This window comes from Nesterenkonia muleiensis (genome assembly GCF_003600155.1).
GTDB classification, from domain to species: Bacteria; Actinomycetota; Actinomycetes; order Actinomycetales; family Micrococcaceae; genus Nesterenkonia; species Nesterenkonia muleiensis.
Genome location: NZ_QWLD01000003.1, coordinates 1 through 12,391 on the forward strand (window position 1 = coordinate 1; position 12,391 = coordinate 12,391).

Here is a 12,391-nt window from a genome sequence, read left to right on the forward strand (position 1 = left end):
TCAACAAACTTGGCACACTATTGAGTTCTCAAGCTACAAACACCCCAACACCACCAGAAAAAACCATCTGGATCGCTCCGGAGCAACTTCTCCAAGTTACCGGTCTTGCTGGCGGCTGTCAACTTGGCGTCTCCGCTGAGTTTTGAGCGCACCACTCTAGGACCGGGGCCTAAGAGGAGTAGTTTTCGGGGTGAATCACCCCGGGTCGTGCTCTCGGTTTCCCGTGGGCACGAGTAGATACTTTACACACACTTCCAACTATCTCGCAAACTCGTTCGGCCGTGAGCCTTGCCACACCCGAGAAGACCCATAAATCACGCTGATCTGGGGCGTTGCAGCGGATTCAGGCTCGGGTGACCACCGCGAGATTCTTCTTGCCCCGGCGCACCAGGAGGTATCTGCCGTAGAGCCAACTGGACTCGGGAACCGTGGTGTCAACGGCATCGACCTTGTTGTTGTTGACGTAGGCGCCACCATCCTGAACGGCCCGGCGGGCTTCTGATTTGCTTGAGACGAGTCCCGTCTCGGTGAGCAGCGAAACGGCCGTTGCTTCCTCTGCTGAGAGCTGTACACCAGGAAGCTCAGCAGCAACTGCCTGGAGGGTCTGTTCGTCGATCTCTGCGATCTCGCCCTTCCCGAAGAGCGCCTCGGAGGCGTCGATCACCTTCCTGGTGGCCTCCTCGCCATGTACCAGGACGGTGACTTCCCAAGCCAGTCGCTTCTGCGCCTGGCGTTTGAAGGGCTCGGATTCAACAGCCTTCGCCAGCTCTTCAATCTCCGCCCGGGTCAGGAAGGTGAACACCTTGAGCCGGGTGATGACATCGGCGTCAGTGCTGTTGAGCCAGAACTGGTAGAAGGTGTAGGGCGAACACAGCTCAGCGTCGAGCCAGATGGCATTGCCCTCGGACTTGCCGAACTTGGTGCCGTCAGCGTTGGTGATCAGCGGTGTGGCCAAGGCATGGGCCGGCACCTCAGCGGCGCGGCGCACCAGCTCGGTACCGGCGGTGATATTCCCCCACTGATCGGAGCCGCCGGTCTGCATGAGGCACCCGTAGTCCTGATGCAGCCGAAGGAAGTCGTAGCCCTGGAGCAGCTGGTAGCTGAACTCGGTGTAGGAGATGCCCTCATCAGAGTTCAGCCGTTTGGCGACGATCTCCTTCTTGATCATGGTGCCCACACGGAAGTACTTTCCGATATCTCGCATCATCTCCAGTGCGCCGATGCCCTGCCACCAGTCCAGGTTGTTGACCATCTGGGCAGCGTTGTCTCCTTCGAAGGCGAGAAAGCGCTGTACCTGTGACTGCAGCCGCTGCACCCATCCGGCTACGGTCTCTGGGGTGTTGAGCACTCGCTCACCAGCCTGCTTGGGGTCACCGATCAGCCCGGTGGCGCCCCCGACCAGCCCAAGGGGCCGGTGGCCGGCCAGCTGGATCCGCCGCACGGTCAGCAGCTGGACCAGGTTTCCGATATGCAGCGATGCCGCGGTGGGGTCGAACCCGCAGTAGTAGGTGATCGGCTCCCCGGCCAGGGTTTCTTCCAGTGCGGACTCATCTGTGGACACATGGATCAGGCCACGCCACTTCAACTCCTGGAAGACGTTCTCAAAGCTGGGGTCATTGCGCTGGGCTGCCAGCGCCGGATTCTTGCTGTTCTCGATCACGTCCAGTACGTTACCGCAGAAATGCGCCGAGCCCTCAGAAACCGGTGGGGAGGGCTCGGGAGGCCAGCACTCGCAGAGACTGGGTGGAGCGAGTCAGGGCCACATAGAGACTGCCGACCTTTCCTGATGCCTCGTCCAGCAGTGCGGCCGGCTCGAGAAGTACGACGCCGTCGAACTCCAGTCCTTTGGCCTCATCAGCACTCAGAGCCACCACATCCTGGGCCATAGACCCAGCACCGGTTCCCACCCGCTGACCGTAGGCCCGCACCAGGGCGTCCCTGACTGCTGCGACCATCTGCTCAGGAGCGATCACGGCCACCAGCCCCTCCTCCAGACGCTCGTGCTCGGCGGCCACCGCGGTGACTGCCGCGGGGACCAGTGCGGCGGCGTCGTCGCATTTCTCGACCACAGGCGCATACTCGCCCTCACGCACGGTGCGCAGCGACGTGATGTCCAGACCATTGGCAGCGGCCACCTTTTCGGCCAGCTCCACAATGTTCTTCGGCGTGCGGTAGTTGACGGTGAGCTCTTCGATGCGCAGCCGGTCGTCGGTGAAGGGCCCGAGACCCTGTTCCCAACTGCGCGCAGAGGAGGGGGACGATCCCTGGGCGGTATCACCGACGGCGGTGAATGACTTCAACGGGCATCGGCGCATCAGCACATGCCACTGCATCGGTGAGAGCTCCTGGGCCTCATCGACCACGATGTGCCCATAAGTCCAGGTGCGGTCGACCCCGGCGCGTTCAGAGGCGGTCATCCGTGGCCCGGTGTCTGCGTTGAGCTGGGCCACCGCCTCGGCGTCCAGGAAGCCTTCGATGCCCATCTCCTCCAGCTGCGGGGTAGCGTTCTCCACCGCCTTCTGGGCATTCTCCAGGTCTTTTTCCCGCTGGGCCCGCTGGCGGGCCTGATCACGTCCGGCGGATTCATCCAGCTCCCCGAGCAGCTCTGCGGCTTCATCCAGCAGCGGTACATCGGCGACGGTGAAAGCGCTGCCAGGTGAGCGCTGCAGCATGCCGCGCTCACCCTCGGTGAGCTGGGGGGCGACGTCGGCCAGGTAGCGCGGTTTCGAGAACAGGTCCTCCAGCAGCGCCTGCGGGGTCCGCGGCATCCAGCACAGGTTCAGCAGGATCCGCACATCACGGGCACCTCTGACGTCCTCCACCACGTAGCTGCGATCGGCGTCGTTGCCCTCCGAGCGCTTCTCCAGGATCCGTTCGAGCTTGTCTGCGATCTCCCTGACCATGACTTTGACAAAGGTCGAGCGCGCCTCGTTGTAGGGCTTGCCCGTCCCCCTGGCCCGTTCCAGCCCACGCTTGACCATCTTGGGCGTCACCGTGACTTTCACCCCTTCGACGCTGACCTCACGCGGTGCCGAAATGTTGCGGCGGCGGTGTTCGACTGCGCTGGCAATAATCTGCGCCCAGTCCAGGCGTCCCTTGATCTCTTCGACCTCCGGAGTCGCTTCCTCCACTCCGCGGACTCCGGGGTAGAGATCGGCCAACGAGGACATGACCACTCCCGTCTCACCCAGGGAGGGCAGCACCCGTTCGATGTAGGACATGAAGGTGGCATTGGGTCCCACGATCAGCACACCGGCAGACTTCAGCCGGTCGCGGTGGGTGTAGAGCAGATAGGCAGCGCGGTGCAGGGCCACTGCGGTCTTCCCTGTGCCCGGGCCTCCCTGGACGACCAGCACCCCAGAACGATCGGCACGGATGATCCGGTCCTGTTCGGACTGGATGGTCGCGACGATATCGCCCATCTGTCCGGTCCGCCGGGCGGTGACCGCAGCCAGCAGCGCGCCATCGCCGTGGTTCTCGGTCCCCTCCTCCAGCACTGTGGCATCGAGCAGTTCATCCTCCAGGCTCTGGACCGCCCGCCGCTTGAGCAGCAGATGACGACGGCGCCGCACACCGTGACGGTCGAAGGCGGTGGCTTGGTAGAAGACTCCGGCCTCAGGAGCCCGCCAGTCCAGCATCAGCCGCTGCCGAGCCTCAGAGGTCAGCCCAATGCGTCCGATGTAGCGGGCTTCCCCGTTGTCCAGATCCAGCCGGCCGAAGACCATACGGTCGTCGACGGCATTGAGCTGCGCCAGCCGGTCTTCGTACATGGTGGCGAAGGCATCCCGCTCAGAGATGTTCTGCATGGTGCCCACTGCGCCGGTGGAGCGAACTTTGGACAGCTGCTGCTGATTCTCTTGGCGCAGCTCATCCAGCCGGCGGTAGAGGGCGGCAACGTACTCGCGCTCCTGGTCTATCCCCGCCTCGATCGGTGGCAGTGGGATCAGTCCGGCGTCGCCGTCATGTCCATTAAGATCAGCGGCCGTTGACGCTGTGGTGTCGGTGTCACTCATGCGGTGGTGAGACTCTCCCGTTTTCGGCAAAACGATCAGTCAATCCTACCGCCTATCACGTAAACGGGAGGTGACGGCCTGATCACCGCTCGTGGCGAGCCCCGCTCAGCCCACACGGACCAGGGTGAAACCGTCCCAGCCCTTCATACCGACAGTCTGCAGCGCTGTGGCGGTGAGCCCGGGCTGCTCGGCGATCATGTCGATCAGCCGACGGGTGCCGATGATGTCCGGGTCCTCGGAGGTTTCGTCGATCACCTTGCCCCCGCGCACGGTGTTGTCGATGACGATCACGGTTCCCGGTCTGCTCAGCTGCACCGCGGCGTCGAGGTAGGTGGGGTTGGACCTCTTGTCGGCGTCGATGAACACCAGGTCGAAGCGCTCTGCTCCCTGGTCGATCATGCTCTGCACCGAATCGGCGGCGGCGCCGAGCATGATCCGCACGCGATCGGCAACACCGGCGCGCTCGAAGTTTGCCCGGGCAACGGCGGCGTTGGTCTCCTCCAGCTCACAGGTCACCACATCTGCCTCGGCCCCGGCGGCCCGAGCCATCCAGATCGCGGAGTATCCGGCCAGGGTGCCGATCTCCAGTATCCTCCGGGCCCCGGTGATCTGGACCAGCAGACTCAGGAATGCGCCCATATTCGGGGCGACGTCGATGCCGGGAAAGAGCGTGTCCCCAGAGCTCTCCCTGGTGGCCTCCAAGACCTGGTCCTCCTGGACCAGCTTGTCGATGAAGTACCGGTCAACCTGTGCCCACTGCTCTGCTGTGCTCATGGATCTCAGCGTAGCGCAGAGGGTTCGTCAGGCGGTCGCGGCCGGACTCCGCTCCGTTTCAGGCCTTGCCTGCCCGGACGGTACTGCGAGACCGTGGGGTGTCCCTCGATCCAGAACCGCCAAGGGAAGGCCTCGGTGCCGCCGGCGCCGGAGACGCCCACCCGCGGACCCGAGCCGACGGCGGGGATCGGCGCCTGTGCTGGTGTGAGTCGGAAGCTCACCTCCGTATTGGGTCCCGGTGGTGCGCCGGCGTCGTCATGCGGTTCTCTCTGCACTGTCTTTTCTTCCTGCGCAGTCTGTTCAATCAACGCAGTCTGCTCTACCTGCACTGCGCTGCCGTCCATCGGCAGGGTCACCCCCAGCCCCTGTCCCAGCCGGCCGGGCCCGGAGAGCAGCTTGGCGCCGGTATCCTTGCCGCCCCGGCGGTCGACAGCGAGATCACGGCCGGTGAGCACCTCAGCGGCGCGCAGCAGCACTCCGCCGGCGGCGGCGGTGTGGGCAGTGAGGTTCAGGCAGTAGTGGATCCCGTAGGACTGGTACACATAGGCATGCCGGGGTGGGCCGAACAGCGAGGCGTTGCGTGCGGTCCTACCCCTGTAGCTGTGCGCTCCAGGGTCCTCGCCCTGACCTCCATAGGCCTCCACCTCGGTCAGCCGCACGGTGACCGAGCCGCGGTCAGTGGTCACCGTCAGCTCACAGCCCAGCAGATGCGGGGCCAGTTCCACGGCGTGGGAGTCGAATAGCGCCCTGAGCTGTTGGGCATCCACAAGCGGCCCTCCTCTCAGTTCTCCGTCGCCGGGGCGTAGCGCTGGGCATAGTCTGCCACCTGGTTGGCATATTCCACTGACTGGTTGTATGCGGTGACGGCAGCGTTCCACCCCTCGTCGGTGGTGAGGTCATCGCCGCGGTCGCAGAGGTAGACCGCGGCGGTGAGGGCGGCGTCGTCGTACTGGTGGATGTCGGCCTCACCGTCCAGGTTTCCGTCCTGGGCGTAGCGCTCCCAGGTGGTGGGGATGAACTGCATGGGCCCCACAGCGCGGTCCCACTGATCATCGCCGTCGAGCTCACCGCCGTCGGTGTCCGGGATCTCCATGACACCCTCACTGCCGTCCAGCGGCACACCGATGATCTCCGGCGCCACCACACCCTCCTCGGTGACCGTGGAGTCTCCGAAGTGCCCATGGACCGATTCCACCTGACCGATGCCGGCCAGGGTGTTCCATCCCAGGCGGCACTCCGGCTGGGTCTCAGCGATGTGCAGGGCGGCTCCGGCGTAGGCCTCCAGCGCCCGCTGAGGGATGCTGGTGGCCTCAGCGGTCTCGGCGACCCACTGCGAGTCGGGCAGCTCGGCCACAGGCGTGTTCTCGGCATTGCCGGCATGCTGCGGTACTGCCTCCGGGAGGATCTGCTGCGGTGCTGGCGGATAGCCCAGTTCCGCAGGATGCGGAGGTTCCGGCTCGCCGTCTGCACCGCAGCTGCGGGCCAGCACGACGACGCCGATCACTGCCCCGGCAGCGCCCAGGGCTGGGTAGAGGCGTTTTCGGCGGCGGCGTTGGAGGCTGCCTGTGTTGTTCCTGCTGATGCTCAGCCCTGGGGCTCGGCGGCGAGGGTCGGCTCCATGGTGGCGATGCCGGAGCGCAGTGCTGCCGATCTCTGCTGTGCTGCGGCCAGCTGCTCAGCCACGCGGACCGGGGCGGTGCCGCCGACGGCGTCGCGTGAGGCCAGAGAGCCCTCCACGCTGAGCACCTCGCGGACTGCGGGGGTCAGTGCTGGGTGGATGGCGGTCAATTCCTGGTCGCTGAGCTCGTGGAGCTCCTTAGCAGGGCTGTGCTGCTCACAAGCGCGCACGCACTCCCCGGCAACCTCGTGGGCCACCCGAAAGGGGACGCCCTGGCGGACCAGCCACTCGGCGATATCGGTAGCCAGGGAGAATCCCTGAGGCGCCAGCTCGGCCAGCCGCTCGGGGTGGAAGGTCAGGGTGGCAACCATGCCGGAGACCGCCGGCAGCAACAGTGCCAGGGTGTCCACGGCGTCAAAGACCGGCTCTTTGTCCTCCTGCAGGTCCCGGTTGTAGGCCAGCGGCAGCGCCTTGAGCGTGGCCAGCAGCCCGGTGAGGTCCCCGATCAGCCGGCCGGACTTGCCGCGGGCCAACTCAGCGATGTCCGGGTTCTTCTTCTGCGGCATGATCGAGCTGCCGGTGGAGTAGGCATCGTCTAGGGTCACGAAGCCGAACTCCTTGGTGGCCCACACGATGACCTCCTCGCTGAGACGTGAGAGGTCGACGCCGATCATCGCGTTGACCCAGCTGAATTCGGCGACCAGATCGCGGGAGGCGGTGCCGTCGATCGAGTTCTCCACCGGGCCGTCGAAGCCCAGTTCAGCAGCCACCTGTGCGGGGTCCAGACCCAGCGAGGATCCGGCCAGCGCACCGGACCCATAGGGCGAGTAGGCCAACCGTCGGTCGAGGTCGCGCAGCCGTTCGACATCGCGCAGCAGCGGCCAGGCATGGGCCAGCAGGTGGTGGCCCAGCAGCACCGGCTGGGCATGCTGTAAGTGGGTGCGGCCCGGCATCGGCGTATTCGGGTGGTTCCGCGCCTGCTCGATCAGGGCATCGACCACACCGAGCACGCCCTCGGCGATGCCGCGTGAGGCATCGCGCAGGTACATTCGCACCATCGTGGCGATCTGGTCGTTGCGGGAGCGGCCGGCGCGAAGTTTTCCGCCCAGTTCCTCCCCCGCGCGTTCCAGAAGTCCCCGTTCCAGGGCGCCGTGGACGTCCTCATCGGAGGCTGCGGGTGTAAAACTGCCGGAGGCGACGTCGTCCTCCAGCCGGCCAAGCGCGGAGAGCATCCCCGCCAGCTCATCTGCGGTGAGCAGTCCGGCCCGGTGCAGCACACGAGCATGCGCCTTGGAGCCGGCGATGTCGTAGGGCGCCAGTTTCCAGTCGAAGTGGGTGGATTTGCTCAGCGCAGCCATCACATCGGCCGGTCCTGAGGCGAAGCGGCCACCCCATAGGGACCCCTCGTTGGTGGTGGTCTTGTGCGTCATGGCCTCTAGGTTACTTCTGCACACCGGCCCCGGAGAGATCCGGCTTGCCGTACAGCCGCTCCTCGCGCTGAGCGGCGGTCTTGGCGGAAAGTCCATAGATGTCGATGAACCCGCGGGCAGAGGTCTGATCGAAGCTGTCCCCGGTGTCGTAGGTGGCCAGGTTGAAGTCATAGAGACTGGTCTCCGAGCGCCGGCCCAGGACGGTGGCGCGGCCGCCGTGGAGCTCCAGCCGGATCTCGCCAGAGACGTACTTCTGGGTCTCATCGATGAACACATCCAGATTCTTCTTCAGCGGGGAGAACCACTGTCCGTCGTAGACCAGCTCGGTCCACCGCTGGTCCACGGTCTTCTTGAACCGGGCCTGCTCGCGCTCCAGGGTGATGTTCTCCAGCTCGCGGTGAGCGGCGATCAGCGCCATGGCGCCGGGGGCCTCGTAGATCTCACGGGATTTGATGCCCACCAGGCGGTCTTCGACGATGTCGATCCGGCCCACGCCCTGAGCCCCGGCCCGACGGTTGAGCTGCTCGATGGCCTGCAGAGCGGTGACCGTCTCGCCGTCCAGCGCGACCGGAACGCCCTGGTCGAAGGTGATGGTGACAACGTCTGGTGAGGGTGGGAAGGCCGGGTCCTCGGTGTAGTCGTAGACGTCCTTGGTGGGGCCGTTCCAGATGTCCTCCAGGAAGCCGGTCTCCACCGCGCGGCCCCAGACGTTCTGGTCGATGCTGAACGGGTTCTTCTTGGTGGTCTCGATGGGCAGCTCGTTGCGCTCGGCGTAGTCGATGGCCTTGTCCCGGGTCAACGCGAGGTCGCGGACCGGGGCGATGCATTTCAGCTCCGGGCCCAGGGTTTGGATGGAGACCTCGAAGCGGACCTGGTCGTTGCCCTTGCCGGTGCAGCCGTGGGCCACGGTGGTCGCACCGAACTGCTGGGCGGCGGCCACCAGGTGCTTGGAGATCACCGGCCGGGAGATGGCTGAGACCAGCGGGTAGGCATCCATGTAGAGGCCGTTCGCCCTCAGGGTGGGCATGCAGTACTGATCGGCGAACTCGTCGCGGGCATCGGCGACATAGGCCTCCACGGCACCGCAGTCCAGAGCGCGCTGGCGCACCGTCTCCAGGGACTCGCCGCCCTGTCCGACGTCCACGGCCACGGCAATGACCTCGGACCCTGTGGCCTCGGCGATCCAGCCGATGGCCACCGAGGTGTCGAGTCCGCCTGAATAGGCCAGAACAATGCGATCAGTCACTGCTGCTCCTCAAAAATGGGTTGGTGCATTTGGCTCACTGATAGTCTACATAATTATTCGAACCCATGCATACTTATCGTTATAGCCGGCGGATGAGGGGCGATATGGACCGAATCGCCCACTGAGGGGCCCGCAGCCAGGGGCACCGGTCTTCCTCAGTACGGCCAGCCACTCGGCCATGCCGCTAGTGGCCTTGAATCATGCCGTTGTTGGGATCTCATGGACCTATAGGACCCTGATATCCAGCTGACCCCATGAAAACCGGATCCCACTGCCGCCATCAGCCCGTTAAGCTGATGGGATGGCCGATGAGACCACAGCTGAGCCCACCGAGCTGACCGATGAGCAGCTGGAGTTCCTCAACTCGCTGTTCGATCGTGCCCGTAACGGTCAGACTGATGAGCTGCTGGGGCTGATCGACCAAGGCATCCCGGTGAACCTCACCAACGCCCAGGGCGACACGCTGCTCATCCTGGCGGCCTATAACGACCACGCGGACCTGGCCCTCGGGCTGATTCAGCGTGAGGCTGACGTCGACCGTCTCAATGACCGTGGACAGGGTGCCCTGAGCTGTGCGGTCTTCCGGCAGAACCAGCAGATCACCAGCCTGCTGCTCGAGGCCGGCGCCGACCCTCATCTCGGTGAGCAGAGCGCCTATGCCGTCATCGACATCTTCGGCCTGGATTCCATGCGCTCCTTGATCGACCAGTACGTCCAGGAGATCTGACCGTCGCTGAGCCACCGTGGACCGCCTGTTAGGGTGTGGAGTGACCGAGGGGTGTCCTGGCTGAAGGACTGAGATGCCGCTGGCTCACGCAATGAGCAGCGCGGCAACCCTTTGAACCTGATCCGGGTCATGCCGGCGAAGGGACGGGGCTCTTCGCGCATCCGCTAGAGATTCACCGCTCCCCGCCTGGCCCGAGCCGGACCATCAACCCTGAGGAGAGCAGATGAGCGAGCGTTTCACCGACACCCTCCGCGCAGAGAGCCAACCGACCTGGAACGACGCCGTCGGGCACCGTTTTGTCCGCGAGCTGCTGGCAGGTGAGATCAGCGACGACGTGATGGCCGCCTATCTGGTTCAGGACCACAGGTTTCTCGACTCATTCGTCACCCTGCTCGGGTCCGCGATCGCCAGTGCCGACACCTTTGAGGCGCGACTGCGCTTCGGCAGTTTCGCCGGGATGGTCTGCAGCGAGGAGAACACATACTTCCTGCGCGCCTTCGACGCCCTCGGCGTCACCGATGAGCAGCGCACCACAACGCCGGACACCGCGCCGACCGCAGGCTTCAAGGCCATCATGCGCGAGGCCGCAGAGACCCGCGACTATACGGCGGCGCTGGCGGTGCTCAACGTGACCGAATGGCTTTACTACGAATGGGCACGCACCCTACAAGGCCCGCTGCCGGAGAACTTCGTGCACGCCGAGTGGATTACCTTGCATGACAACCCCGCCTTCACCGAGTTCGTGGAGTTCCTGCGCAGCGAGCTCGACCGGCTGGGGCCGGGGGCCGACGATGTGGCGCGCGACTTCTTCCACCGTGCCGTCGGCCTGGAGCTGGACTTCTTCGACGCCGTCTACACCGCAGCAGAGAACCGGTCATGACGCTCTTCGCACTGGAACCCTTCCGTCCGCTGCTGAATCTGCGTCCGGATGCCTGAGATTCTTGACGGGGAGTTCAGGGATCCGCGCCTCGCGGCGGTCTATGACGCGTTAGACCCTGACCGCACAGACCTGCGGCAGTATCAGCAGATCCTGCTCGAGGAGTTCGGTGCCTCCACAGTGCTGGACATTGGCTGCGGGACTGGGGTCTTTGCGCTCCAGCTGGCCGCATGCGGAGTCACCGTCCACGGCGTCGACCCCGCCGAGGCCTCCCTCAAGGTCGCCCGGAGCAAACCCGGAGCCGACGCCGTGACGTGGCATGCCGGCACTGCCGATACGTTGCCCCCGCTGCAGGTGGACGCCATCACCATGACCGCGAACGTCGCACAGGTCTTCATCACCGATGAGGACTTCGACCGCGTGCTCAGCGCCGGGTTCAGCCGGCTGCGCCCCGGCGGCGTGCTGGTCTTCGAGGCCCGGCGTGCGGAGGATCGCGGTTGGGAACGTTGGACACGCGAGCAGACCCGAAAAACCGTCCAGGCTCTTGATGTGGGGCGCGTCGATTCCTGGAATGAGCTGCGCGCAGTTGACGGCGAGCTCACCACTCACGCCGTCCCGGTGATCTTCCATCACGACGGCGCCCGCTACGACTCCGTCTCCACCCTTAGGTTCCGCTCCCGCGAGGCCATCGAGGCAGCGCTGGAACGCACAGGTTTCACGGTCCACGATGTCCGCGACACCGAGTACGCACCGGGCCGGGGCTGGATGTATATCGCCCTCGTGCCTTGATCAATGTCCGTGATCGAAGCGCACTCCGGTCGGACTGACGAACAGGCTCACCTCCCTGTGACGCAGAACGGCCTGCCGGAAATGTACCTGGTGAGAAAACGGCAGGCTCGCGTACAGTCGGGAGCAGGAGGCTGAAGAATGTCTGTCCGGCGTAGACCGCACAAGCGGGTCACCGCCCACCTGCACCCGGGTGGCTATGCCGATGCCCACCAAAACATGCCGCTGACTGACCGGGCCGAGCGGGAGCTTGCTGCGCTGCGGAATCAGACCAAAGAGCCGCCTTCGCTACCAGAGTCCAGCTCCGAGGAAGGCGCTGCTGATACGACGGAGAAGGTAACCCCAGCGCGCCGGCGTCGGTGGATCCTGGCAGCCTGCGGTGCGGTGCTGGCGGGCATGATCGGTTACCAAATGTTGGGCGACGTCGGCCCCTTGCCTGTTGTGGAGCAACAGACACCGGAGCCCGAGGCGGACTACCCGGTCTACCACTCGCTGGAGGAGGCGCTGACGCAGTCCTCCTTGGTGGTGGTGGGCGTACCGCTGGATTGGGAGGCGCGGGAGGATGATGGGCTTCACTTCACTGTCGCCACCTTCGAGGTCAACCAGACCCTATACGGCCAGGACCAGGAAGGGGAGGTCATTGAAGTTCGCCAGTCAAGCTCGCCAGATGATCCCGGCTCCAGCATCTCGGAGTACTACGTACACCTGGACGATGTGGAGTCCGAGGAGATCCTGCTGTTCCTCTCAGACTCCACCGCAGGTACGTACAACCCGATCAACCCGATGGACGGCATCCATGCTGTCGACCAAGGAGAGGTCTCTTCGATCCAATCCAACGTCATCGAGCTTCCGGCAACACTCAATGAGCTCCGGCAGCAGATCCAGCACTATGAGGACACTGAATCTCAGCATTGAGAGGG

Annotated in this window: 11 protein-coding genes and 1 riboswitch; of the genes, 4 read left to right on the top strand and 7 right to left on the bottom strand. The window is 64.8% G+C overall.

Annotated elements, in window-relative coordinates:
• Positions 1–343: 343 nt before the first annotated feature.
• The 7 genes from tyrS to DVO78_RS00225 form a co-directional block, all read right to left on the bottom strand.
• The gene (gene tyrS, locus DVO78_RS00195; protein ID WP_120002802.1) at positions 344–1,660 is read right to left on the bottom strand and encodes a tyrosine--tRNA ligase; all 1,317 of its coding nucleotides are present in this window, start codon (positions 1,658–1,660) and stop codon (positions 344–346) included.
• 34 nt (positions 1,661–1,694) lie between these two features.
• Positions 1,695–4,013, bottom strand: coding sequence for a HelD family protein (locus DVO78_RS00200; protein WP_120002803.1), 2,319 nt, complete (start codon positions 4,011–4,013; stop codon positions 1,695–1,697).
• 105 nt (positions 4,014–4,118) lie between these two features.
• Positions 4,119–4,787 carry an O-methyltransferase gene (locus DVO78_RS00205; RefSeq protein ID WP_120002804.1) on the bottom strand — a complete coding sequence of 223 codons (669 nt, stop codon included), beginning with the start codon at positions 4,785–4,787 and terminating at the stop codon, positions 4,119–4,121.
• Positions 4,788–4,792: 5 nt separating this feature from the next.
• Complete coding sequence (locus DVO78_RS00210; RefSeq protein WP_120002805.1) at positions 4,793–5,554, bottom strand: DNA-3-methyladenine glycosylase; 762 nt, start codon at positions 5,552–5,554, stop codon at positions 4,793–4,795.
• Positions 5,555–5,568: 14 nt separating this feature from the next.
• Positions 5,569–6,291 carry a lytic transglycosylase domain-containing protein gene (locus DVO78_RS00215; protein WP_238385051.1) on the bottom strand — a complete coding sequence of 241 codons (723 nt, stop codon included), beginning with the start codon at positions 6,289–6,291 and terminating at the stop codon, positions 5,569–5,571.
• 80 nt (positions 6,292–6,371) lie between these two features.
• Entirely contained in the window at positions 6,372–7,835 is a 1,464-nt protein-coding gene (argH, locus tag DVO78_RS00220; RefSeq protein WP_120002807.1) for an argininosuccinate lyase, read from the bottom strand.
• A gap of 10 nt (positions 7,836–7,845) precedes the next feature.
• Positions 7,846–9,081 (bottom strand): argininosuccinate synthase, encoded by a 1,236-nt coding sequence (locus DVO78_RS00225; RefSeq protein WP_120002808.1) that lies wholly within the window; start codon positions 9,079–9,081, stop codon positions 7,846–7,848.
• A gap of 301 nt (positions 9,082–9,382) precedes the next feature.
• On the opposite strand from DVO78_RS00225, the gene DVO78_RS00230 reads away from it, so the two are divergent.
• The 4 genes from DVO78_RS00230 to DVO78_RS00245 all read left to right on the top strand — a co-directional run bounded on the left by DVO78_RS00230 (position 9,383) and on the right by DVO78_RS00245 (position 12,386).
• Complete coding sequence (locus DVO78_RS00230) at positions 9,383–9,808, top strand: ankyrin repeat domain-containing protein (protein WP_120002809.1); 426 nt, start codon at positions 9,383–9,385, stop codon at positions 9,806–9,808.
• Positions 9,809–9,845: 37 nt separating this feature from the next.
• A riboswitch (TPP riboswitch) is annotated at positions 9,846–9,969 on the top strand.
• A gap of 62 nt (positions 9,970–10,031) precedes the next feature.
• On the top strand, positions 10,032–10,688 hold the full coding sequence (locus DVO78_RS00235) for a TenA family protein (protein WP_120002810.1): 657 nt from the start codon (positions 10,032–10,034) through the stop codon (positions 10,686–10,688).
• Positions 10,689–10,736: 48 nt separating this feature from the next.
• Positions 10,737–11,474, top strand: a complete 738-nt coding sequence (locus DVO78_RS00240; RefSeq protein ID WP_202912034.1) for a class I SAM-dependent DNA methyltransferase — start codon at positions 10,737–10,739, stop codon at positions 11,472–11,474.
• A gap of 138 nt (positions 11,475–11,612) precedes the next feature.
• Positions 11,613–12,386: a hypothetical protein gene (locus tag DVO78_RS00245; RefSeq protein ID WP_120002811.1), complete on the top strand. Its 774-nt coding sequence runs from the start codon at positions 11,613–11,615 to the stop codon at positions 12,384–12,386.
• The last annotated feature ends 5 nt before the right edge of the window (positions 12,387–12,391 follow it).